At 58.4% G+C, this 23,037-nt stretch carries 20 protein-coding genes and 1 pseudogene; 14 read left to right on the forward strand and 7 right to left on the reverse strand.

The window, feature by feature from the left end; all coding sequences use genetic code 11:
• Positions 1 to 834: 834 nt before the first annotated feature.
• The 4 genes from V1278_RS09180 (at position 835) to V1278_RS36870 (ending at position 5,691) form a co-directional block, all read left to right on the forward strand.
• On the forward strand, positions 835 to 2,529 hold the full coding sequence (locus V1278_RS09180; RefSeq protein ID WP_334380408.1) for an ATP-binding protein: 1,695 nt from the start codon (positions 835 to 837) through the stop codon (positions 2,527 to 2,529).
• Positions 2,526 to 3,833 (forward strand): SIR2 family protein, encoded by a 1,308-nt coding sequence (locus V1278_RS09185; RefSeq protein ID WP_334380409.1) that lies wholly within the window; start codon positions 2,526 to 2,528, stop codon positions 3,831 to 3,833. Before V1278_RS09180 ends, V1278_RS09185 begins: the two co-directional genes overlap by 4 nt.
• A gap of 657 nt (positions 3,834 to 4,490) precedes the next feature.
• Complete coding sequence (locus V1278_RS09190; RefSeq protein ID WP_334380410.1) at positions 4,491 to 4,994, forward strand: hypothetical protein; 504 nt, start codon at positions 4,491 to 4,493, stop codon at positions 4,992 to 4,994.
• Between the two features lie 514 nt (positions 4,995 to 5,508).
• Positions 5,509 to 5,691 carry a helix-turn-helix domain-containing protein gene (locus V1278_RS36870; protein ID WP_442894643.1) on the forward strand — a complete coding sequence of 61 codons (183 nt, stop codon included), beginning with the start codon at positions 5,509 to 5,511 and terminating at the stop codon, positions 5,689 to 5,691.
• Positions 5,692 to 6,174: 483 nt separating this feature from the next.
• On the opposite strand, the pseudogene V1278_RS09195 reads toward V1278_RS36870, so the two are convergent.
• The 3 genes and pseudogenes from V1278_RS09195 to V1278_RS09205 all read right to left on the reverse strand — a co-directional run.
• Positions 6,175 to 6,362 (reverse strand): annotated as a pseudogene (locus V1278_RS09195) (LysR family transcriptional regulator); the annotation flags it as partial.
• Between the two features lie 140 nt (positions 6,363 to 6,502).
• Positions 6,503 to 7,009, reverse strand: coding sequence for a YkgB family protein (locus V1278_RS09200; RefSeq protein WP_334380411.1), 507 nt, complete (start codon positions 7,007 to 7,009; stop codon positions 6,503 to 6,505).
• Positions 7,010 to 7,049: 40 nt separating this feature from the next.
• On the reverse strand, positions 7,050 to 7,586 hold the full coding sequence (locus V1278_RS09205) for a carboxymuconolactone decarboxylase family protein (protein ID WP_334380412.1): 537 nt from the start codon (positions 7,584 to 7,586) through the stop codon (positions 7,050 to 7,052).
• A 128-nt stretch (positions 7,587 to 7,714) separates the two neighbouring features.
• On the opposite strand from V1278_RS09205, the gene V1278_RS09210 reads away from it, so the two are divergent.
• The 8 genes from V1278_RS09210 (at position 7,715) to V1278_RS09245 (ending at position 15,593) form a co-directional block, all read left to right on the forward strand.
• Positions 7,715 to 8,692, forward strand: coding sequence for an AraC family transcriptional regulator (locus tag V1278_RS09210; protein ID WP_334380413.1), 978 nt, complete (start codon positions 7,715 to 7,717; stop codon positions 8,690 to 8,692).
• Positions 8,693 to 9,161: 469 nt separating this feature from the next.
• Positions 9,162 to 9,905 (forward strand): GntR family transcriptional regulator, encoded by a 744-nt coding sequence (locus V1278_RS09215; RefSeq protein ID WP_334380414.1) that lies wholly within the window; start codon positions 9,162 to 9,164, stop codon positions 9,903 to 9,905.
• A 74-nt stretch (positions 9,906 to 9,979) separates the two neighbouring features.
• Positions 9,980 to 11,623 carry an ATP-binding protein gene (locus V1278_RS09220; RefSeq protein WP_334380415.1) on the forward strand — a complete coding sequence of 548 codons (1,644 nt, stop codon included), beginning with the start codon at positions 9,980 to 9,982 and terminating at the stop codon, positions 11,621 to 11,623.
• A complete protein-coding gene (locus V1278_RS09225; protein ID WP_334384138.1) occupies positions 11,620 to 12,240 on the forward strand; it encodes a response regulator transcription factor in 621 nt (206 codons plus the stop codon). Before V1278_RS09220 ends, V1278_RS09225 begins: the two co-directional genes overlap by 4 nt.
• 166 nt (positions 12,241 to 12,406) lie before the next feature.
• Complete coding sequence (locus V1278_RS09230; RefSeq protein WP_334380416.1) at positions 12,407 to 12,772, forward strand: response regulator transcription factor; 366 nt, start codon at positions 12,407 to 12,409, stop codon at positions 12,770 to 12,772.
• Positions 12,769 to 13,590 (forward strand): sigma factor-like helix-turn-helix DNA-binding protein, encoded by an 822-nt coding sequence (locus tag V1278_RS09235; RefSeq protein WP_334380417.1) that lies wholly within the window; start codon positions 12,769 to 12,771, stop codon positions 13,588 to 13,590. The genes V1278_RS09230 and V1278_RS09235 overlap by 4 nt, the downstream gene beginning before the upstream one ends.
• 7 nt (positions 13,591 to 13,597) lie before the next feature.
• Complete coding sequence (gene egtD / locus V1278_RS09240; RefSeq protein ID WP_334380418.1) at positions 13,598 to 14,551, forward strand: L-histidine N(alpha)-methyltransferase; 954 nt, start codon at positions 13,598 to 13,600, stop codon at positions 14,549 to 14,551.
• A 388-nt stretch (positions 14,552 to 14,939) separates the two neighbouring features.
• Positions 14,940 to 15,593: a TMEM175 family protein gene (locus tag V1278_RS09245; RefSeq protein ID WP_334380419.1), complete on the forward strand. Its 654-nt coding sequence runs from the start codon at positions 14,940 to 14,942 to the stop codon at positions 15,591 to 15,593.
• Positions 15,594 to 15,852: 259 nt separating this feature from the next.
• On the opposite strand, the gene V1278_RS09250 is transcribed toward V1278_RS09245, so the two are convergent.
• Genes V1278_RS09250 through V1278_RS09260 form a run of 3 tightly spaced genes read right to left on the reverse strand, consistent with a single transcriptional unit; the run spans position 15,853 to position 19,046 of the window.
• Complete coding sequence (locus V1278_RS09250) at positions 15,853 to 16,308, reverse strand: VOC family protein (protein WP_334380420.1); 456 nt, start codon at positions 16,306 to 16,308, stop codon at positions 15,853 to 15,855.
• Positions 16,309 to 16,355: 47 nt separating this feature from the next.
• Entirely contained in the window at positions 16,356 to 18,116 is a 1,761-nt protein-coding gene (locus tag V1278_RS09255; RefSeq protein WP_334380421.1) for an MOSC and FAD-binding oxidoreductase domain-containing protein, read from the reverse strand.
• Positions 18,117 to 18,149: 33 nt separating this feature from the next.
• A complete protein-coding gene (locus V1278_RS09260) occupies positions 18,150 to 19,046 on the reverse strand; it encodes a DUF427 domain-containing protein (protein WP_334380422.1) in 897 nt (298 codons plus the stop codon).
• Between the two features lie 598 nt (positions 19,047 to 19,644).
• Between V1278_RS09260 and V1278_RS09265 the strand changes: the two genes are divergently transcribed.
• The gene (locus V1278_RS09265) at positions 19,645 to 20,505 is read left to right on the forward strand and encodes an alpha/beta fold hydrolase (RefSeq protein ID WP_334380423.1); all 861 of its coding nucleotides are present in this window, start codon (positions 19,645 to 19,647) and stop codon (positions 20,503 to 20,505) included.
• A gap of 4 nt (positions 20,506 to 20,509) precedes the next feature.
• A complete protein-coding gene (locus V1278_RS09270; protein ID WP_334380424.1) occupies positions 20,510 to 21,538 on the forward strand; it encodes a zinc-binding alcohol dehydrogenase family protein in 1,029 nt (342 codons plus the stop codon).
• 443 nt (positions 21,539 to 21,981) lie between these two features.
• Here V1278_RS09270 and V1278_RS09275 read toward each other — a convergent pair whose 3' ends face one another.
• Entirely contained in the window at positions 21,982 to 22,863 is an 882-nt protein-coding gene (locus V1278_RS09275) for a LysR substrate-binding domain-containing protein (RefSeq protein ID WP_334380425.1), read from the reverse strand.
• Positions 22,864 to 23,037 lie beyond the last annotated feature (174 nt).

Consider the following 23,037-nt stretch of genomic DNA (forward strand, 5'->3'; position numbering starts at 1 on the left):
TAGAACCGCAAGAATCGCGATAGCCTGACCCACCGTAGAGACGGGCACCCGGTAAAGCGTGGCGTGCTTTAGTTGCGGCTCGCTAGCTAGGGAAGAAATCCGACCGTACTTGCTTCCAGTAGAAGAATTTTGGAACGGCTCGCTTATTGTGATCGGTAGGCCGTTCGCTTCGGCGGCGGCTCGAATACGCTCGTCTTCCGGAAGCCATAATGTGATCTGTGATTGGGTGACTCGCTCGAAGGCAAATACCCGACCCGTGCAAGTCCTGAAGTAGCAAAGATACTTGACTGGTTCACGATGTCTAATGAAGTTTGGATTGGCAGATACCGCAGCTTCAATAGCTCGGCCCAGTTCGCTGGAAGATGTCATTCAATCCCTTTGAATCGGTTTTAATGAGTGAGAGCAATCGCGAGGCGCTCACAAATCACAGTCCTTATAGGAATGCGAATGGCAAGTTGTAGGAAATTTGGTTCCCTCTTAGGAACTGAGAGCCGGTGAACCGAGGGCGCCGCAAAGCCAGACCGACCCCGACCATCACAACTGCCGCTAAATCCGATGCGCACGACCCCAACCAACACATCGAGCAGAGCCTAGGGCTGACAGGCCAGGGGGGACCCTTGCCCCCAGTGCCGAGCTGATGCACGAGTTCGGTTGCGATGTGTGGGTGCTGACAGGCCTTTCAACGGACGATTCTATTCTTGTACGCTGCCAGATTGTCACTCGCCCGATGCGATAGCAGCTTTATGAGACCATTTTCATGAAGCCGAATCGAATATACCTCTCTATGGTGTGGAGTTCAGAGCACTCCCTTACCACGTGTTGAACAGAATCATAATGAATTTCCCTTGGCCTCCCAGCCTTACGATCGATAACGCGCGGGTTCTTCACCTCTTTACGGGTGAGAATTTCTATTCGGACTGTGATGCTGCACTTCGAGAAGCAGTCCTGAATGCAATCGATGCTATTACGCGTCGGCAGGCGAACGACAGTAACGTAAAGCCGGATATCAAAGTCCTCTTCTCCGAGACAGAACAGTGCGTTTCTATATCGGACAACGGCGACGGGATGGATGACGAGGCCATCGCCACCCTATTCACGCGGGTGGGCGCATCCGCATCTCGGTTCGTTGCAAGAGCAGGAGGCGGCCCAACGAGCGCGATAGGTGAATTTGGCATTGGCGCTTTGAGCTATTTTTTGGTGAGTGACGAGTACCTATTGAACTCGGTCAAAGCCGGTCGCGATCCTGTGGGGCTGAAGCTTTCTGCCGCGATGCTTGATGGCGCGTCGACCGCCGAACCCGTGGTGTGTAATCGGAGCGAGATCGGTACGACGCTCACGCTCATAATCAAAAAGCCGGAAATCTTCGCGCGTCTTCGTGAGCGCTTCGCGTATTGGTTCCGCAGTGTCGAGGGTTTGACGGCAACGGATGCGGACACCGGAGTCCCTATACCGCAAGGAGGGCTGACCAAGGCTATTCGTCAAGTCTCTGGCCTGAACACACCGGAATGGATCGACCGGGCGGAGATTGGGCCTCCGCAAGATTTGTCATTGCTTAGTGGGTTTGATGGCAAAGGTCGCGTAGATGTTCTTTACCGCGGCGTCTTCGTAGAGCGCCTTGAAGTCGATCATTTGTGGGGCATCGAAGGGGCTGTGCACGTTGATCCCAAGCACTTCAGGCCGAAGCTCAATCGGGAGGGCTTCGTCGGACAGCATCTCCGCGCTGAGCTGGAGCCGGTCCTGCGCAGTTACCATCCTTCTGCGCTCAAGGAGTTGGTGCTCGGCATCCGTGGGCTGTTGGCCGACAAACAAAAATGGAGCGAGTTTCGCGCAATCTCGCTCTGGCTTGCTGTGCCTCGTGGACAAGAATACACGGAAGCAGCGGCGCTTTGGGACAAGGAATTTAGGTCTTATAAGGCATTCCGTCTGCTTAGCGCAGATGATGACACAGAGGTATCGATTGATGACATCGTAGCCTTGAATGCTCCGATGCTGCACGTCGCTCCTGATCGGATCGATCCCAGCTCACTAGTTGCTCAAGCTGTACGCGTTCTTCGTGCGCAGGGGTGTCACATTCTGCAGGGGGTTCGTCGCGAGGACGGCTTTATGTCCTCGGCTTCATTCCATTCGACCTCCAGCGCCTGGCTACTCTCGGCCTTTGAGAACGAGTTGCCGCCACGGACCGATGTACAGGCAGTGGTCGACGAGACCTTATCGAAGGAGTCGCTGGCAGACATCTATAGCACACCGGTCGCCGTCCGGGCGATGAAGCTCGGGCGGGATTCAGCTCCATTCGTTACGGTCAAGGGAGAGGTCTGGATCAACATCGAAAGCGAAGCGGGAAAGTCGATCGTGTCGGACGTTTGTGCGCGGAACCAAGGACATTTGGGTCTGTGGACCGCCTGCATGCTTCATGCTCCGGACAATGCCAATAATCTGAACGGCGTAGCGTCGCTACTGAGACGTGCGGCTGGAATGCCCGAGCATTTGGGTTTAGTTCGGCGCCAATATCTGAGGAGTTTACTCGCGTGAAGCTTTTGTTGTTCTCCGGGGCGGGCGTCTCTGCCGAGTTGGGCGTGCCCGCCATGAGGTCGATGGCAGAGCAGTTCGTTGAACATCTGCGAGATGCGGAGGTCCCCCATTCCATGGTCTCCACCATGGAAAAGCTGCTGGAGAGCGGCAACCACGACATGGAGCATGCGATTGATCTTGTAGATAAGATCGTTGGTGGAGAGCAGGCCAAGCATCAACTTGGCATTCCCGCCGATAGCGCTCTTTCTGCATACGCTCTGATTCGTGAGGAAGCTGAGTGGTTCGTCCAGCACGCGTGCGAACAAATCGACGCGCGTCGCGCCTATCACATGTGGTCGCCAGCTTTGAGGGCTGCGAAGTCTCATCAAGTCGTTATCGCGTCAACGAACTATGATAGAGCCATCGAGATTGCGGCAACGCGGCTGAAGCTCACGTTTGCTGATGGCTTCGAGCCGTTTAGCGGTCGCGAGTACGCCCCGTGGACAGGGTTTCCCGATTCGGATGCGCTACATATACTTAAGCTGCACGGATCGACCGACTGGTACCACGGCAAGGATGGCGAGGTCTTCAAGCTTCGGCATCCCATGCCATTGTTCGGTGCCCTTGAGGTCAACTCGGCTGCCGGTGTAGCTCACTTGCGCAGTGCGCTGGTGCTGCCCTCCAGAGAAAAGAAGACAACACAGCCTCCGTTTCCTGCCCTGCAGGCAAGGTTTCGCCATGAACTGATTGACGCAGAGGCGGCCTTCTTCGTGGGTTCGTCGTTGCGCGACCCACACCTGCGCGACATCTGCGCCGAATGCGCGAAAAGATTTCCTACCTACGTCGTGACAAGAGATGGCATTGCACCCCAGAATCTTCCGGCTGGCGCGAGAGAGATAATCCAAACAGGTGGACAATTCCTAATCTCAACGTTGCCTGCATATCTAAAGAACAATGTGGAATCTTTGCTTGACGACAGCCAGCTTGTGCTCCCCGGGAGGTTCAGTCCGCTCGACCATGTCATCATGGCGGCCAACACCTCCGCCGATGTTGTTCAACGGAGCTCTGCGATCGAGAGTTTGGCAGAACATCAAGCATCGCTGGGCCAAGAATTCATCATTGGCTTGCTTCAGAGCGACAATTCGGAGGTCAAACTTAACGCGTTGGGCTTGGTACAGTCGTCATACGACCATGCGGAAGTATTGGATTACGCGAGTTCGGTAGCGGCCGTGGGCAACGATGCGGCGTTCTGTCAGGAGTTGGAGCTTTTGTTGAAGCTAAGTCCTCCCTCGGCGCGATCTGAATTGAAACAGAAGATCGCTTAGGCGCACGGCTTGCTATACGGATGGCTATCAGCAACGACCCGCAGGCCGTGGACACGCGCGAGTTCAAGCGTGTGCAGGCAGCAAAGCTCGTGCACCATCTAGCATCGAATAAGCGTGGGAGAGCGGTTCGGGGGACCCGAGAATTCACGTTTGCCCGGCAAGCCGAGGTCCGGCACATCGGAAAAGACCTGGAGGAGGCGGTCGAACTGCTTTGCGACCACCACCTCTCCCGCATTCGACTGCAGATCAAACGCACCAAGAAAATCCCTCGCGCGGCGCCTGGCGCGATGGCGGTGCGCCGTCGGAGGAACACACAGGATGCCCGCGTATAATCACTATCCCGACTGCACTTGCGGCTGGTGTTGTGGAGGTGGTGGCGGCGGAGGCGGAGGAGGTAGCTCGGCGTATGATTTTGTGCCTTATTGGCCCGGCGAGCGCGCGACTGAATTCTCATACACCAACCCCAACGCACACTGCCCTGTCTGTGGCGCCCTCGTCTTCTTCTATCGTTCTCCATATGACGGCCGCGTATTCTTCGATGAGCTAGGCCCGCCTTGGCCAAAGCATGGCTGTACCGATATTCCTCGGGTTCCAATTCGGCCCGCTGAACCAGCGCCGGAGCGCAATCCACGCTGGAAGGAGGCGGGGTGGGAGCCTGTGCGTGTCGCGCGTATTGGTCGCGAACGAGAGTGGGCAATCCTAAAAATCAATCGCTATGGCAGGTCGGGGTATATTCTTCGCGCCGTGCCTTGGCGAGATGGGCTGCAAATCGGCACTCCGGCATATATCAAGCCGCTCGATGCGCTCGGCATGGGATACATATCGGTGCTAGTGCCGAATGCTGGGGACTGGTTTCCACACGAGGATATTTTGGTCCACCGAACATTCTCGGCCAGCACCCCCAAAACCTTGGCCGACGCGTGCGGGGGCGACGCCGACAGCGCGTTAAAGATAGCCTATGCTACATATCGTGCTTGGCCGGCTAGGCCCCAAATCCCGAAGCATCCAAAATATCTTCCATTCGTGTCACAGCCGAAGGGCAAGTACGATCAATATGTAGACCTGCGGATCGCGCGGCATTGGCTCAAGAGGGCGGCAGCACTAGGGTCGCGGGAAGCGGCGACCACGCTCGAAACCGAGCCGGAATTCCGCAACGGATAAGACGATCGGATGCACTTGGCAGGTATCCCCCGGAGTGCTACCCAAGTGCAACTTGGGACGGCAGATTTACAAGTGGTCTCAATCGGTTGGCAGGCTTACCGGTCCTTCCCCTAGGGAGCGCCAGCAAACTCAGGCACTTAGGTAGCCATCGCCCGCGTTCGTTGAATAATGGTTGAATAAGACGCTGGTGAACAGCGGCGAACGCTTGGGGAATTTGCTGCTGACATTAGCAAGACTAGCCTCGGCGCCATGCCTCACTGTGGCTGGCGCATTTCCGAAAAATTTCCTCATCGCCCTTGGTGTCCGGAAATATTCAAAGCGCCGCTGACGTGCGCTGTCGTACGCGAGCGCCCTCGGATGTTCGCATTGACGTTGCTCGTCGCACAATCAACTCTTGTCCTGTCGAGCTTTGTGCGAATAGGAGGGCCACGTGAGATACAGTCGACGTGAGAAAACTGGCGGACAACAGTCACAAGTCAGTCTATCCGCTCCGAAAGCCGCAGAACCGAGCACGATGCCATTCGCCCAGCGGCTCACGTGCACGATTGACGATGCATGCGAAGGGACCGGCTTGGGACGCACGAAGCTTTACGAGTTGATAGGAGCTGGGCGTATCGTCACGACAACGATCGGACGTCGGCGACTAGTAGTGGTGCGCTCACTTCTGGCGCTCCTTGACACCAACATGTCGAACTAATGGACGTGGGACTTAAGGGAGCAACCCCCTTTCAACGCGCTTTTCATTGCCACTTTCGTTCGGGAGCGTTGACGCGGTGGATCGCAGGCCATGAATCGTCAATTCGATCTGGTCGTATCCGAGACGCGCAGCGCTGCGTTAAGGGCGCTGTCACTGGTTGGGCGATGCCAGAATCTCACCGACGGCAAGAGATATCTTGATCCGCCAGCGGTACCCGGTGTGGCCGTCTCATTTCATCTTTTTGGCGGTATGCGCCATTCCCCGTCAGCCAGGCTGAACTCGGTCTATTCCGCCTGTCGCAACTCGACAGGTCGCACAATGACCAGCGGAGCCAGCTTCAGCACATACCCCGTCACCGCGTCCTGGCCGGCGTTGAGTTAGTGATCTATCAATTTGATTACGTGTGTTTTTTTCCGCCAGCGCAAACTCTATACCAACATGAATACCAACAGCGGGCTTCCAAGAATCTTCGCCGAAAGCGACGAGCCGCGCCTCCGTCGGCGTCAGCCCCCGAGTCGAGCGCGTCAGCAGCTTAACCCAAGATAGCTCTCCAGTTGGGCGATCGTCTTCGACACCGCCGGCTGCCCAACGCGTAGCTGGCGCGCGGCGCCCGAGAACGATTCGGTCTCGACCACGCGGATAAAGGTCTCCATCGAAGCCAGGCGATCCATCCTATTCTCCCTGGGAATGAGCCTGTTGTCTTGTGTCTGCCACGGGAGCGGAGGGTTGGCATCTGGGCTTTCACGCCACCATTGAACAAATGAGGCCACCGGCCATTTTTGGGGCCGGTGGTCAGGCATGTTCTGCGCAATCACTGCTGAGTGGCGCGAGCCAGATCCTGCTTTAGCAGGTAGAGCGAGACAGCCAGCAGGACGACATCCTTCATCAGAAAGGGCACATTGCCGGTCATCGCCGGAAATCCGCCGGCTGCGACGTCCCAACCTTCAGGCATGAACGGGATGATCGTGACGGTTGCGATGAAGGTGCCGGTCGAGCCGAGGGCACCAAGGATGCCGAGCGGCTTGTTCCAGAAACCTGCAAGCAGCAGAGCGCCGAACGTCCATTCGGAGACGCCGAGGAACCAGCTGGCCCCGCCGATACCGAACACCGGGTACAGCCACCAGATCAGCGGGCCGTTGCTGATGAAGAGAACGAGACGTTCGAACTCGTAGGGAAACCACTTCTGGTAGCCGAAGAAGAAGAACATGATCACCATCGAGGCCCGAACGATGTGATAGTCGATATCGCTGGCAAGCAGTCCGGACCTCTGCAGGCGGTCAGCGAGCGGGTTGAGTGCGGTGTTGATAAGCGCGTTCATGATCGTAACTCCGGGTTGACACTTCGACCGGCACCGCCGCTTACGCGACTGCAGGGAAGTCGATCTCGGTGTCGTTGATGCGGTTGAAGACGTTGGTGAAGACGGTGGTGGCAAACGCGAGGCTGATGTCGACCAGCTGCGCGTCGCTGTAGCCAGCGGCCTTGATCGCCTCGAAATCGGCCGCGCTGACGGTGCCGCTGGTGCGCGCCACCCGGCGCACGAAGCGGATCAGCGCGTCGCGCCTGGCATCGCCGGTGGATGTGCCGTTGCGGATGCTGTTCAGCTCTTCCGACTTCAGCCCGGCCAGCTTGCCGAGCAGGCTGTGCGCGGCCACGCAATAGTCACAGCCAGCGACGCCGCTGATGACGAGCTTGATGGTTTCCTGGTCGCGCCTGGACAGCGAGCTAGAGGCGAGCACGGCATCGGCCGCAAGGATCGCCTTGAGCGCGGCCGGTCCATGGGCGCCGATCGCCGCGAACGTGTTCGGGACACTACCAATGGACTTCTTGAGTTGGGCGTAGACCTCTGCGGTGGCGCCGGTGGCATTTTCGATCTGTGGGACGGAAAGGCGTGACATGGAACACTCCGTTGGGTTGGCGTTGAGCAACTTGCGGGAGCGGATGTACGCCGGCGATTTGAGACTTTTAATACCTTAAGAGATCACTATTATGCCCAATCGTCTCAGAAGGCCCGGAGGGAGAGAGAATGGCCGCTTCCGATTGGCTCAGTCAGCTATTCGAGATGGTCACCGTGCGGGGGCGACTTGATCTGCGCTGCAACTATGGCGCGCCATGGCGCATCGATCAGGGCCCCGGCCAGCCGAACGAAATCCCTTACCACGCGGTGGTCGGCGGCTCGGCGGTGCTCGAAAATCCTGCCGGCGGCCGGCCGCTGCAGCTCACGGCTGGCGACATCCTGCTGTTGCCCGGCAATCCGCGTCACGTGATTCATGACGGCAGCGGTACGCCACCCCTTCCGGCGCGCAATAACGAGGTACGAAATCTGGCGATCAGCGAGAACGCCGGCACGGGCGAGCGGCTTGACCTGCTGTGCGGTCACTTCGCCATCGCGCCGCCGCACGATCGCCTGTTGCGCAACTACCTGCCGCCGCTCGTCGTGGTGCGTGCCGGCGATCCCGCCAGCGATGCCGCGCGCCCCAATACCGCTTCGCAACTAACCGGGCTGATTGCGCTGATGCGCTGCGAGTCCGAGCCCGATCACCTCGGCGGACGCGCCATGCTGAATGCGCTGTCGACAGCGATGTTCGCGCTGGTGCTGCGGCTGGCGAGCGAAACGGCGGCGACGCCAACCGGGCTGCTTGCCCTCGCCGGCCACCCGCGCCTGGCGCCGGCGCTGGCGGCGCTGTTCAACGAGCCGGCGCGGCAGTGGTCGTTGCCGGAGCTTGCACGATTCTGTAACATGTCGCGCGCGACGCTGGCGCGCCAATTTCAGCAGAGCCTCGGGCGCTCGGCCAGCGAGCTGCTGACCGATATCCGCATGACTATCGCGGCGAATGAACTGAAGAAACCCAACATGTCGACCGGAGCGGCGGCGCAGGCAGTCGGCTATCAATCCGAAGCGGCTTTCCAGCGGGCGTTCAAAAGCCACATGGGAATTACGCCGGCCCAATGGCGCAAGAAGGACACCAACTCCGTACAGCGTTCCAAAACTGCGACGCAATGAGATCCGCGGTTTGCCCCTGACAATCAAATGACGCACCTAAGCTTCGCGTCACGAGCGGACCACCTTGGATCCACACCGTTAACTGGATTTCGAAAAGCCGGGACGGCTTGCGGTGGACTTTCGATTCCGCGGCCGATATGCCGCCAATCGTTTCCAGGTCCCGCCACAGATTCGCCGATCGATCCCTGCCCAGCGCGTTCACGAACTGCCTGTTCACCCGGTCCATGGCCGCATCGAGAGGAGCTTCGAGCTGCGCGCCCTTCTTAGTTGGGTAAACCCGGCTCGTCCGGCGGTCGCCGCCCGGATCGGCCCGCCGTTGCAGTAAGCCCCCGGCCTCCATCCTGTCGATCAGCCCCGTTACAGTCACGCTGTCGAGAACAAGGCGGGCGCAGATCGGCGCCCCTCCAGATCAGGACGTCCGGACGTCATGACCCCTTGACAAATGACGTCCGGACATCATGATGTCCGAATGAGCTTTGGCATGGACGGTATGCCTCTCTACGCGCAAGTCGCTTCGGCGCTGGCCTCCGACATCGCTGCCGGCTCCTTGACGCCTGGCACGCAGCTTCCCTCGGAGGAGGGCCTGATTGATCGGTTCGGCGTCAGCCGGGCGACAGTGCGGAAAGCCGTGGAGCACCTTATGGCTCGTGGGCTGGTCGAAATCCGACGTGGTATTGGTACTTTCGTCAGCGACCCCAAAATTAGACAAGAGCTTACAGAGCTGAGCGGCTTCGTAGAGGATATGGTCGCGCTCGGCCGCAAGCCGACGGCTCGTCTCCTCGACAAGCGGCCCGTCGCTGCTGACAATACAGTCGCGCAGCACCTCGGCCTTGCGCCCGGTACTAAAGTTTATCGGATCAAGCGCGTCCGGATCGCCGACGGCGTGGCTATGTCATTTGATGAAACGTATCTGCCGCTGGAGATCGGAAAGAAGATCGTCAAGAACGACTTGGAAGCCGAACCAATCTTTGCCTTGCTCGAGGGCAAGTACGGTATCCCTTTGATTAATGCCGAATACCAGCTGGAGGCGGTAACGGCTGAGGAGCAGGTTGCCAGCGCGCTGGGCACAGCGGTCGGTTGTGCCATCTTTCTCATCGAGCGCACTTCGTATACCGAAGGGCTGAGACCGATCGATTACGAGAAGCTCTATTACCGTGGAGACTTGATCAAGTTCGTTACTCGGCTGGCTCGGCGTCCCCGGGCACGAGCCTAGCGGAGCAATAGAGTTTGGAAATAGCGACTACCAAATAAGTATTTTGTCGCTGCCGTTAGTAAGAGCGTCGCGCGATGAGGCTTGCGGTAGAAACATCAGAATTGGAGCTGATAGCCAAAGCGTTTCAGGCAATCTCGAAAGAGACCAGCTACGAAGGCTTGGCTAAGGCTCTTCTCAAAGCCGCGCTCGGCTATTCGGATGCCGGCCGAGGCGCTGTCGTGCTGAGCGAAAGCGGCGAACTACTCACCAAAGCTGATGCGAGCTTTCCTCGCGAGAGGGCAAAGTTTTTCGTCTCAGAACCTCCGGCAAGCGAATTCCGGTTGCCAGCAGACCTCAGTGAAAGGGTGTTTACACGCCGAGAAATCGTCCTCAAGGACGATGGCTGGGAAGGATCCGCACTGATCGACTCCGCCGAGTGCCGTCGAGGGCGGATAGCACAGCTGTGCTTACCTCTGATTCATCGAGACCAAACGGTCGGTGTCCTGTACCTCGAATCAGAACGCAAGGAGACGTTTGCGCCAAGATATGTGTCTGTAATTTCGATGCTGGCCTCGCAAGCTGCCGTTTCGTTTGAATCGGTGCAGCTTTTCGAGGCGCTTCGTGAGACCAATCTGTGGATGGTCAAAGGTCAGCAAATCGGCCGCATGGGCAGCTACCGATGGAACACGCGGACTCTGCTCTCACGGGCATCGCGCGAATGCTACCGCTTGTTCGATATTGATTTTGACATAAATCCTGTGCCGTTCGAGGTATTCAAGAGCCGCGTCCACCCTGATGACTTTCCTGCTCTGGAGGAGGCGCTCGCGGAGGTCGTAAGTACCAAGTCTCCATTTAACCACGAGTATCGGGTCGTCCACCGAGACGGCACGACGCTGCACGTTGTTGCTGTAGGACAATTCGACGTCGGTCCAACCGGTGATATCGAATTGGAAGGAATCATTTCCGATATCACGGACCGAAAGGCTGCGGAACAAGCACTGATGGACGCGCGCGCAGAACTTGCGCGTGCCGTACGCCTGGCATCACTGGGTGAGCTTGCAGGCTCTATTATTCATGAAATCAATCAGCCGTTGACCGGAGTCATTATGAGCGCGGAAGCCTGCCACCGGTGGCTCGAGCGAAGCCCTGTTGAGGCCTCTGAAGCCCGCAAATCCGCGCAGCGCGTCATCGAGCAGGGACGTCGGGCGAGCAATGTCGTCGACGGCCTTAGAAGCTTGGTACGCGGCGCGCAGCTTCGGTTCACCGATGTTCAGATCAACGATGCCATCGAAGAGATTCTTCTTCTCTTGAAGAGGGATCTGGAGCGTGCTGGTGTCACCCTCAGCACGGCTCTCGACAGGTCGATACCGACAATCGAAGGCGATCGAGTACAGCTTCAGCAGGTCGTCCTCAATCTCGTGCGCAACGCCATTGACGCAATGGCCAGTGTGACCGGAAAGCCCCGCGTTCTAAGCCTTTCCACAAACGTTAGCTATGAAGGTGTCGCTGTTGTTATCGCGGACACGGGCGTCGGGATTGCCTCCGCGAGCAGGGATCGGCTTTTCGATGCGCTTTACACGACGAAGCGTGACGGTCTGGGTCTTGGCTTGTCCATCTGCCGCAAAATCATCGCTGTCCACGGAGGACGACTATGGGTGGAGGAAAACACACCGAATGGAGCGAGATTCACGTTCACTCTCCCGCTTCGTCAATCGGCCCCGATATCGGCAAACCACTGAGCGCATCACTGCCGGGTTTTGTTCACGTCGTTGACGATGAGAAGGCCGTTCGCGAGTCAATTGGGGACCTCCTCCGGTCCATGGGTTACCAGGTAACGCTCCACGGATCTGCCTCGGAGTTTCTCGGCGCCGAGCTGCCTGATGCGCCTGCATGCCTGCTAGTCGACGTTCGGTTACCCGGCACCAGCGGCTTGGAGCTACAGGACTATCTCACACGCGCCAATATCCGGGTACCAATGATTTTGATGACCGGCTTTGGCGACATTCCGATGTCCGTCAAGGGTATGAAGGCAGGCGCGGTCGACTTCCTCACCAAACCCATAAGGGATCAGGATTTGATTGATGCCGTCGGTGCAGCGGTTCGACTGGACCAAGACCGACGCCGAGAAAGCGCGCAGACCGATCAACTGCGGGAGCGGTTTGCACTTCTGACCGTTCGAGAGCGGCAGGTGATGGCACTCGTGGCGTCTGGCCTGATGAACAAGCACATTGCGAACGAACTTTCAATTAGCGAAGTCACCGTCAAGATGCATCGCGGTAGCGTAATGCGAAAAATGGGATGCAAATCCGTGGCGTTGCTCACTAGGATAGCCGGTGCCCTCGACATCCAGAGGTGAAGCAGTCGAGCAGTCTCGCCGACTCGGTCAATAGCCAGGCTGACCGCCGCTCCACCGACACATACCAAGGTATGGGCTTATCCATCACAACCGAGAGATTGTGATGACGCATGCGTAAACGCATGCTGCCCTGTCTGCTGCTATCCAGCAAAAAAGGTTGCATTCGGTGACAAGCACTCTCGTCGCAATCATAGACGATGACGAAGCGCTCTGCTCATCCATCGTGGATCTCATGCGCTCCATCGGCTATCGCGCCGAACCCTTTGCGTCAGCAGAGGCATTTCTGAGTTCACCCACACCATCCAGTTCAGACTGTATTATCGCTGACATCAATATGCTCGGGATGGATGGTCTTACCCTCACACGAAAGCTGCGCGAACAAAGCATCCTGACACCAGTCATCCTCATCACGGCGCTCTCTGAAAAGCATTTGGACGACGAAGCTATCTCAGTCGGCGCCCAGTGTCTTTTCAGAAAGCCGTTCGATGCCAATGCCCTTCTTGAATGCGTCAAGAGGAGCCTGTCCAAATGAACGCCCTGCCTGATCCGATCATCGTTTCCTCGAGAGCCTCCCCGCCGCAATGTCTTAGCAGACCTGCACAAAGCTCCTTGTCACCTGGTTTCCTAGTTGAGCCGCCGAAAAAGACGAAAACAGCTTCGCAGGCCGAAAACTCGGATAGGCGCTTCAGGCGATGGGGTCGGCTGATGGCAGCTGCGCAAGGCGGTGATTGCCAAGCCTACGAGCATCTGCTCAGAGAGTTAGACGTATGGCTGCGTCGCTACTACGCGCGGCGACTTCCGCACCCCGCGTCTGAAGATGCGCGGCAAGATGCTCTTCTCGCGATCCATGCCAAACGACACACATACGCACCGCCGAGATCGTTCGGTGCGTGGGTCATGGCGATTGCACGTTATAAGTGGATCGATCGCATTCGCGATGCGTCTCGATTCGCCGCAGTACCGCTCGACGACGATATACCGATCGCGGATCACGGTGGAAGCGCGATCAGCGCTGCCGCGGTGGACGATCTGCTTGGCCAGCTGAAACCCGCGCAGGCCAGCGTAATTCGTCTCGTGAAGCTGAAGGGTCTGAGTATCGCAAGTGCATCTGGTGCAACTGGGCAATCCGCAGCGCTCGTCAAAGTCAACCTCCATCGAGGGTTAAAGAGACTGGCTGCATTGGTCTCCTGCGACGTCGTTGCGGCAAAAATCTCCGTTAATGCGCCAAAACGCCACTGGCATGATTTGAACAATCTGGACCATCCTCAACCGAGGAAAAAAACGTGCGACGACCGACAGTCGATCAAACAGAAACATTGCGGGACAAGTAATGCTTCGTTGCCAGAATAACAGACGGTTGCGCATTCAGGATGTCGACCCAGCGTTCAGGCACGACGTGCTCCAAGGGCTCAGTGCTGAACCGCGAGCAATACCTGCCCGATGGCTCTACGATCCCCGTGGCTCTGCACTCTTCGAGGCGATCACTACTCTACCTGAGTACTATCCAACCCGCGTCGAGCGCTCGATCCTGAGCTCTGCCATAGACGAGATCGCTGCACTAACCGGGCCAAACCGTGCAGTTGTAGAGTTTGGATCGGGCTCCTCCGCCAAGACTCCGATCTTGCTGTCCCAGGTAAGCCCCGTTGCCTATGTTCCGATAGATATTTCCGGAGAGTTTCTCACAGATTCGGCGGCGGCCCTATCGGACAAATTCCCTAGATTACCGATATATCCGTTGATAGCCGACTTCACGCGCGGATTTGCTCTGCCCGACGCCATTAATGGTGCGCCGCGGCTCGGCTTCTTCCCGGGATCGACAATCGGAAACCTAGTGGTGCCTGCTGCAGTCGACTTGCTTCGGGTGATGTCAACCAACTTGGGTGCCGGATCGATGCTCCTGATCGGCATCGATCGCGTCAAAGACCAAGAGATTCTCCTGCTTGCCTACGACGATCCAAAGGGCATAACGGCGGCATTCAACCTCAATCTCTTGCATCGAATCAACCGAGAGCTTGGCGGTTCTTTGCCTGTGGACGGCTTTCGTCATGTAGTGCGGTGGAATGATGCCGAGGTGCGCATCGAAATGCATCTCGAAGCCTCTCGAGACGTCCAATTTGAAATCGATGGCTGGGCTTTCTCTATTGCTAAGGGCGAGACAATCCATACCGAGAATAGCCTCAAATACGGTTTGAGAGATGCATTCGTGCTCCTGCGGGCCGGCGGCTGGACCCCGATTGCAGAGTGGACCGATCAGGACGAATTCTTCTCTCTAATTCTGGCGAAACAAGGATCCGCGTTGTCGGCGCCGTGACAGGCGATCTACGAGAGAAATCCCCGACCCGAGAGAGATCGCATGAACTCCATCGTCTTACTGAACGTCGAGAAGCGCGCTGATCGATTCTCTGGAGAAATGGTCTCGAAGAGGCGGCTCGATATACCGACTTCCGATGCACAAGCATACTGACTGGCGCGCCGATTTTCGACGATGCTCTCGCCGTCGCGGAATGCGAGGCTACGGAAACGGTGCCGCACTGGGATGACGCTGTCATCGCCTGTTGCGTTTGCGCGGCTCGTACCTTTCAGGCTCTCCTTCCCGTTCGTTTACCGGAAGGGCGACTATAACCCGCTTACGGACCAATGGGCCCCCTGGCGTTCGCTAGGTTCGAAGCCGAGAATGAAGCTACACAGAGAAGAAAGAGATGATTGCGCGAGAGCCGAAGCCGGACCGGCTGAACGCGTTTTCAGACGCGGTGTTTGCGGTCATCATTACGATTCTTGTGCTTGAATTGAGAGCGCCTCACGATTGGACACTGAACGCTCTTATTTCATTGTGGCCAAGTGCGGTGAGTTACGCAGTGAGCTATTTCTTCATCGCGATCGTTTGGATCAATCATCACCATCTGTTGCGCTACGCGCAGATTGCGACAGGTCGCCTGATTTGGGTAAATTTCGCCCATTTATTCTCGGTCTCGCTTATGCCGTTCTCAACTGCCTGGATCGCGCAAACCGAGCTTGCTGCAATTCCTGTTTCATTCTACGCAGGCGTCCTCGTATTGGTGAACGCAACGTACGTGCTCTTGTGCATGGAGGCCATCGACCGGCCTCAAAGGGAGGAAGTGCCGGCCGATGCCCGGAAGACGATGCGCGTGCGCTCATTCATAACGCTCGGGCTCTTTGCGTCGGCTGCCATTGTAGCGCTTGAATATCCGATCGGCGGCATGGTCCTGATTTGTGTCTGCCTAATCATCTATCTTCGTCCAGAGGTGGGCACCGTCATATCAAGTCACGGTCATTCGGATGTAGACCGAGGCGACCGATCGCCAGCAGATGTTGCGGGACCACCAATCGCCTAGCACGCTCCTGTTCCTCGACCCAAACTGCGGACCGAAGGCGCGACCGGTGGGCGACAAAGGCTTGCCCTCGGCGAACCGCTCGCGCCGCTCGGAGGTTAAGGCATGCTCGAACTGCCGGTGCGACGCTCTTCCAGAGCAGCCTTGCGCTACTTCGCCACGCGCCACAGGGGCGACCGTGATCCATCTCGTTGAGCGAAAGGACGCCGCGACCGAAAGCTTGAGCATCGCTACGATGCTTGAGGCCGAACCTCAACATAGATCAGACATTGCGGTAACCCCGTTCCTGTAGCACCCAGCTGTTACCATCCGGGTCCGAGAATTCGGCGAAGCTGGCGTAGTCGCTGCGCGCGGGATCGAGCCCCGGTGCGAAGGCTCCGTCCCAGGTACCAATGGGTACCTTGTGCCGGATCTCACCGACTTCGACCCCACGCTCGAGCAGGCGCCTCCGCGCATCCTGAAGGTCGGTGACAACGAGATAGACGTTGCGAAGTGATCCGGCTGGAGCGTTGGTGAGCCCCCTACCGATCTGTACCGAGCAGCCGGAGCCCGGGGGAGTGAGCTGCACGACGCGGAACGCGTCGTTCGGCGAATAGTCGACGTCGAGTGTGAAGCCAACCTGATCGGCATAGAACCGAAGCGCTCGATCGACATCGCTCACCGGCAATGTGATCACCTCAAGTGAGAACTTCACGACCGCTGTGCAGCTTGTGTTCATTGCGCCGCGCCTCCGTCTTCGGCCTGAAATGCGCCGCCCTTGGCGGTTCACAAATCGATGACGACGTTGCGAGTTGGTTGTGAGCAGCAAATGAGAAGGTTTCCGTCGGCAGGCTTCTCGAGTGGCTCAGGTCCGTAGATAACCGCACCCGAAACCAAGCCGCTCTCACAGTTGTGACAAACACCGGTCCGGCACGACCAACGGACCGGGACATCGCACGCCTCGGCCAGCTCCAAGATGCTCTGGTAGGCTGACGCCTTCCAGTGTGCGGCGATACCACTTCGTGCGAACGACACCAGCGGACCGGTGTTTGCGTCATCCTTGGGTAGATGCGGAGCTCGCATCGCTGCACCGACGACACCGGGAGTCATCGACTCGCTGCCGTTGAAGAGTTCGACATGAGTCCGCTCGGACGCCACGCCCGAGGCCGCGAGCGCCTCCTTCATGTCCGCCATGAACCGTGTTGGTCCGCACAGGTAGACCTCCGCCTCTGGCGGAATGCCGACCTCGTCGAAGACCGATCGCGACAGATGCCCAGTCGCGTCGAAATCCTCGCCCACCTTGTCGCGCGAGCCTGGCCTGCTGTAACAAACATAGCTGCGGCCGTGGGGAAGCGCGGGCATGAGGCGATGGACTTCGGTGGCAAACGGATGATGCTGCCCGTCCCGAGCCGCATGCAGCCACAAGACCTGCCGTGTTGAGCGGGCCGCCGCCAGTGCGTACAGCATTGACAGAACAGGCGTCGCTCCGATTCCAGCGCTGAGCAAAACCAGGGGCCGCTGCCCAGATTGTAGGATGAAGCTTCCGCGCGGGGAGCTGACGTCGAGAACGTCGCCCACCCGGACATGGTCCCGCAGATAACTTCCAGCAACTCCGTTCGGCTCGATCTTCACGCTGATCCGATAACGCTCTGTCGAGACGGGACCCGAAAGCGAGTAACTGCGAAAGAGTGGTGGGCCGCCGTTCTGTGGAAGGCGCAAGACGACATATTGACCGGGCAGAGCCGGTGTCAGCGGCTGATCGTCCGGATGCCGCATCAACAGGGAGAGGACATCCTCGGACTCCTGATCGATCGCAGCCACCGCGAGCGGCTGAAATCCCGGTGCACTTGGATGCGCGGCCGCTGCCGGCGCGAGCCCTGCATTGCCGCCTGCCGCGGCAGTCGTTTGGCTCTGCAATAACGCCTCAAACGATGCGCGCCACCCGGGCGAAAGCGCGTCGATCCGCAAGGCGCGCTCCAATCGGTCGCGCGCATGATCGGGCGAATAGAGAAGCGCGTTAATCTCTGCAACAGTCATTCGCTCGTTCGCTTCGCCGACCTTGACGATTTCGTCACCTGCGCCCACTTCGCCTTCCTGCAGGACGCGGAAATAGAACCCCGGACGTCCGCTCGATGTCAGCAATGCTGGCATCCGCGGCTCGTTCATCCGAATGCCAACGCGGTAGCAGGTCACGCGAGGTTGAGTGACCTCGAACATTGCGCCGCCGATTTGGTAGCGGTCGCCGAGGCAAACGGCATCGTCGGGCAATCCTTCGACCGTGAAATTCTCGCCGAATTGTCCGTGGACGAAGTCGGTCCGCTTCAGCCGCTCCTGCCAATAGTGATACGATTCGATCTGGTAGACGAAGGCGGCTCGCTGCTCACCCCCGTGGCCGCCCAGGTCGCCTTGACCGTCTCCGTGCAAATTCAGCCGACCGACCCAACAGCGGCCAAGCACCGGAGTTTTCCAGATCCCGGTGTACACCGTGCGACCCTTCCACTCGATATCGCGCGGAAGTCCGACGTTCACCGATAGCAGTCGCGCCATGTCCCGCTCCGCTTTGATGGAGGACCGGAAGCTCTAGCCGCTCGCAGCCGCTGCGGGCCCGCCACTGGGTGCTCGCTCCAGTTCGGCGATGTCGAGGTTGCGATCGGGGCCGTGCGGAACAACCGTCTGGCCCGGCTCGAGGTGAAGCTGGGTGCCGTCGAGATGCACCGTGACGATGTCCGGCTCGAACGACACCAGGTTGGAGATGCGGCGGACCTCCGGATAGGCGTCAGGGTACGACCATGCCGCTTGGCGTGCGTCATCGATGGAGTAATAGCCGCAGAGCCCTTTGTAGGGACAGAAGGTCTGGAGTTTCACGGGAGTGAGGGCGGACTCGTCGATGTCCGCGCGTGGAACGTACCAGCGCGGCGCGAAGCCGGACTCATAGAGGACCACCGGCCGCTTGGTGTCGGCGATGATCCGCTCGCGATGACGGACCACGAGGTGACGGGAGGCTTGGCGAATGTCGATTCGGTGGTACGGGTCGGCGGCATGACCCAGGACTCGTTCGTCCTCCTCGTAGAAGGCGTCCATGGCCCGCCAGGCAAACGCGACCCGCGCCTGCAGTTCGCTTGCGTGGGCCGGCAGATTCGTGTGCTGCCACGCGCCTCGCGGGGCGATATGTTGCTCGCCCGCCCGGACCGTGTACCAGGACGTTAGTCCGAAGTCGGGATGTTGGGTCGCATGCTCGGAGGGTTCCAGGACGTGTGGAGACACGTCGCTCTCCGGGAAATAGGCTACCGGATAACGACCCGGTTCGAACAGCAACATGGCATGCTCGCTATCGGCGATCCACATTCCTCCGAAGCGCACGCGCATGCGCCGGCGCAACCGTTCGACGTACAACCATCTCTTGGGCAGCGGCTCGGGCACGAGGAACCGGCCGATTGCTCCCGTTGAGAGCGGACCTTGTTGCCAGGATAATCCCACTGCTCTCTCCTATAAATTCGAGCATCGAGACCGGCGACGTCCGAGTTCCTCGCCTCCGGCACCACTCGGTCTGCATGTAGCTTCGCTGGTGCAATCCGACATGATTATATTCGTGGATCCTCCAGGTTTGGTTACAGGGTCGCAGTCTAGTTCTTAAGGAAATTAAGAAGATTCGAGACCGCTGCGAGAGGGACCTCGATTCGAGCGGTGAGACGGCCCGCCAAGGTGGTGAAGAAGGAATGTCGTCGTCGAGAATTTGGCTCAGGCAAACTCCGTGCTGGCCAGCAGCCGCAAAGCTTAGTTTCAACATCACTCGGATGTCGCCCTTGGTTCTTAGCTGTGCAAATACCTGGCGCCAGAATGTAGTCAGGGCGCAGTCTTCTTGGAGAAGGGCACTCTTCAGCCCCCGGAGCCGATCCAAGCTTCAATCGCTGCGGAACTTGCGCAAGGTGTTGCGGCCGGCGCTTTTGGCACGTCCTCCCGCGTTGCCGCAACCGAATAACTTTTTTGCGAGCCTGTAACCAAATCGAGTTGGCCCACGAAAGTAGTCAGGTCAGATCTGTGATGGGTTTTCGACTGGCCCTGAGGAGAGCCGCTCATGACTAAGGTTCATTACCGGAACGCTGATGTGAACGGACTCGAGGTCTTCTACCGCGAGGCAGGGCGGGCCGATGCGCCCGCTCTGCTGCTACTGCACGGGTTTCCATCTGCGGGCCACATGTTCCGTGAGCTCATTCCAGCATTGTCGGATCAGTTTCGTGTCGTAGCACCAGACCTACCTGGATTCGGTCAGTCCGAAATGCCTTCTCGCGACAAGTTTTCCTACACTTTCGATCAACTCGCGGAAGTCATCGGACGTTTCACCGAAATCATCGGGCTCGCTCGCTTTGCGCTTTACGTCTTCGACTACGGTGCCCCGACCGGCTTTCGACTCGCTGCTCGACACCCTGAGCGCATCACTGCAATCATCTCGCAGAACGGCAATGCTTATGAGGAGGGGCTCAGCGATGGGTGGAATCCGATTCGTGCCTATTGGCAACGGCCCTCTGAGGCCAATCGGAACGCGCTCCGATCCTTCCTCGCCCCCAAGACGACGATTTGGCAATACACTCACGGTGTGTCCGAGACGGCCCGTGTGTCTCCAGACGGCTACTCACTCGACAACTTCTATTTGGCCCGCTCCGGTGCCGACGAGGTGCAGCTGGATCTGTTTGGCGATTACAAGAGCAACGTCGCGCTTTACCCGGTCTTTCAGGAATATTTCCGCAAGCACAAGCCGCCCTTCCTGGCAGTGTGGGGCAAGAACGATCCCTTCTTTCTGCCAATGGGCGCGGAGGCGTTCAAGCGTGACATTCCGGGCGCGGAAGTCCGTTTCTTCGATACTGGCCATTTTGCACTTGAGACGCACTGCGACGAGATCGCGGCAGCGATACGCGAGTTTCTTCTGCGCCTGAAGTGAATCGATGGGTAACCGCAAGTTTGCGGATCTCAAGTCATCCGTTCCAGCGAGTGGTCTGATGCGTGCAATCGTTCTCGAAAAATTTGGAGGCTTCGACAGCCTAGTGATCAAGGAGATCCCGGAGCCTGAGCCGAAGGCAGGATATGCCGTTATCCAAATAAAGGCGTTCGGCATCAATCATGCCGAGATGCATATGCGCCGGGGCGAGTGGGCAGAGGCCGCTCCGGTCAGCGGCATCGAGTGCGTCGGCCTCGTCAAATCCTGTCCCGGTGGCGAGTTTCCGATTGGCGCCAAGGTAGCTGCGCTGATGGGTGGACTCGGACGTACGATCAACGGCAGCTACGCCGAATTTACCCGCGCACCCGTGTCGAATGTTGCGCTGATCGAGTCGGACTTGCCCTGGGCCGAGCTCGCGGCAATCCCTGAAACCTACGCGACCGCGTGGACATGCCTGTTTCGCAATCTGGAGATCCAAGAAGGTCATCTACTCGTGATTCGTGGTGCGACCTCCTCATTCGGTCAGGCCGCGCTCAAGATGGCTGTCAATGCAGGAGCCCGGGTGATCGCAACGACCCGTAGCCGCGATCGCTTCGCCATGCTTGAGGAGCTCGGGGCTGAGCGCTGCGAAATCGAGCGACGTGACTTGTCGAAGCAAATCCCGCAGGCGAAGGAGATAGATGCGGTGCTCGACCTAGTGGGCAACACGGTCATGCTCGACTCCCTCGCCATGCTTCGTCGTGGCGGCCGGTCCTGTTTGGCCGGCTGGCTAGGTGGTCTCGATCCCATCCCCGATTTCAACCCGCTGCTGCAGATGGCGAGCGGCGTTTATCTGACTTTCTTCGGAAGCTTCGTGTTCGGCACCCCAGGCTTCCCGCTCTCGGATGTGCCTCTCCAGAGAATTGCCGCGGACGCCGCGGCCGGTCGGCTGGACGTGAAGCCCACCAGAATCTTCCGTTTCGAAGATATCCGCGAGGCGCATCGCGTGATGGAGGCAAACGAGGCCAAGGGGAAGATGGTCGTGGTTCACGCCTAGAGCGGTGGTCCGAACCGTACAATCAAATCACAACGCGAAAAGGCAAGTAGCGATCGTAACCGGCTCAAGCTCCGGCATTCGTTGGGCGACGGCGATCAGACTTTCTCGCGACTTCTCGGCTGCTATCCTCGCCGCGCGAAACGCGGTTGAACTCCGAAGGGTTGCCGGGGCAGGTGAGGGCGAACGGAGCCAAGCCACCAGTGATCGATTTCGACCGCCGCCACTTATCTGCGGTCCGGCCGCTGGCCGGTGGCCGCCACTTAGCTGAGAAGGGACGCTAAGCGTCCGCCTTAATCGGCCGTATGCTCTTGAAAAATACGTAACAACAGTCGTGGTCGTAACGCTCGCGACAATAGCCCGGAAAATGAGAGCTAAACGAGAACGCGGTTTCGGCTTGCTCGCAGAAAATTCAGTCGGGCTCAAGGGCGGCATGGGCGCAAGGTTTAGGCTGAGCCGATCGCGCTGACTGGCGTTGAGTCGGCGAGGCTGTCCGCCAAATAGTTCGCGAGTTCGCTGACCACGCGCGAATTGCTGCGCCGCCCGTGCGAGTAGACGAGTTCTACACTCGGTAGATGTGGTAGTCTCAGTCCATGACGAACCACGCGCAAAGGGGGAGTCACCAAAGCGCGTGCAAGTACTGTGATACCGAGGCCTTCCACTGCAGCCGATTTAAGGCACTCGAAGCTCGGGCTGACAAAACTGAGATGCCACGGTCGGCCGCATTCCTTCAGCGCAGCGACCGCGAATCGCCGATACGCGCAGCCCTCCGGAAATACGATAAGGGGTATGGAGTTTAGCGCGTCAGGCGAATAGTTGGGCCCGCTCGCCCAAACAAGTTGTTCGCGCAGCGCAACGACTCCGTTTTTGGCCCCGGTCTCTTGCTTGAAGAACGCCAAATCGAACTCGCCGCGCGCACTGCGCTTCATTAGGTTTTCTGATTGGTTAGCCTCTATCTCCAACCCGACCATTGGGTGCCTATTCTTGAAATGCGCAAGCCACGTGGCGAAGTTCCGGCCAAAGAAATCGTAGGGTACCCCGAGCCGCACGAAGCCCGTCAGCATATCGTCGGACATCGACGCATAGGCTTCATCGTTGAGCTGCAGGATGCGCCTTGCGAATTGTAGCAGCTTGCCGCCTTCCGAGGTCAGCTCGATTACGCGGCCCTTTCTGCGAACCAACAGCCCTTTGCCCACCTGAGCTTCGAGCTTCGCTATCTGCTGACTCACGGTCGATTGCGAGCGGCCGACGCTGTCCGCGGCCCGCGAGAAACTCATGCTGTCCGCAACAACAACGTACGAACGAAGACAATCGATGTCGAAGTTCACGAGCCGGCTCCATAATCGTAAATTGCGATATTCATCATCGTGATTATTCATTTGTCACTTAAGGCCGATCCCGTAAAGATGCTTCGCCCGGTCTAGTCGCTTCAACCGGGTGAACCCGCACCGAATGCGAGAACGGAAAGAGCGCGCCTTGAGACGCGACAAGACATAAGGGGA

This window comes from Bradyrhizobium sp. AZCC 1577, from assembly GCF_036924575.1.
Lineage (GTDB): Bacteria > Pseudomonadota > Alphaproteobacteria > Rhizobiales > Xanthobacteraceae > Bradyrhizobium.

Coding starts and splice junctions, on each gene's coding strand:
- V1278_RS09180 (WP_334380408.1), top strand. CDS start 835: ATGAATTTCCCTTGGCCTCCCAGCCTTACGATCGATAACGCGCGGGTT.
- V1278_RS36870 (WP_442894643.1), top strand. CDS start 5,509: ATGCCATTCGCCCAGCGGCTCACGTGCACGATTGACGATGCATGCGAA.
- V1278_RS09200 (WP_334380411.1), bottom strand. CDS start 7,009: ATGAACGCGCTTATCAACACCGCACTCAACCCGCTCGCTGACCGCCTG.
- V1278_RS09205 (WP_334380412.1), bottom strand. CDS start 7,586: ATGTCACGCCTTTCCGTCCCACAGATCGAAAATGCCACCGGCGCCACC.
- V1278_RS09210 (WP_334380413.1), top strand. CDS start 7,715: ATGGCCGCTTCCGATTGGCTCAGTCAGCTATTCGAGATGGTCACCGTG.
- V1278_RS09215 (WP_334380414.1), top strand. CDS start 9,162: ATGAGCTTTGGCATGGACGGTATGCCTCTCTACGCGCAAGTCGCTTCG.
- V1278_RS09220 (WP_334380415.1), top strand. CDS start 9,980: ATGAGGCTTGCGGTAGAAACATCAGAATTGGAGCTGATAGCCAAAGCG.
- V1278_RS09235 (WP_334380417.1), top strand. CDS start 12,769: ATGAACGCCCTGCCTGATCCGATCATCGTTTCCTCGAGAGCCTCCCCG.
- V1278_RS09245 (WP_334380419.1), top strand. CDS start 14,940: ATGATTGCGCGAGAGCCGAAGCCGGACCGGCTGAACGCGTTTTCAGAC.
- V1278_RS09250 (WP_334380420.1), bottom strand. CDS start 16,308: ATGAACACAAGCTGCACAGCGGTCGTGAAGTTCTCACTTGAGGTGATC.
- V1278_RS09255 (WP_334380421.1), bottom strand. CDS start 18,116: ATGGCGCGACTGCTATCGGTGAACGTCGGACTTCCGCGCGATATCGAG.
- V1278_RS09265 (WP_334380423.1), top strand. CDS start 19,645: ATGACTAAGGTTCATTACCGGAACGCTGATGTGAACGGACTCGAGGTC.
- V1278_RS09270 (WP_334380424.1), top strand. CDS start 20,510: ATGGGTAACCGCAAGTTTGCGGATCTCAAGTCATCCGTTCCAGCGAGT.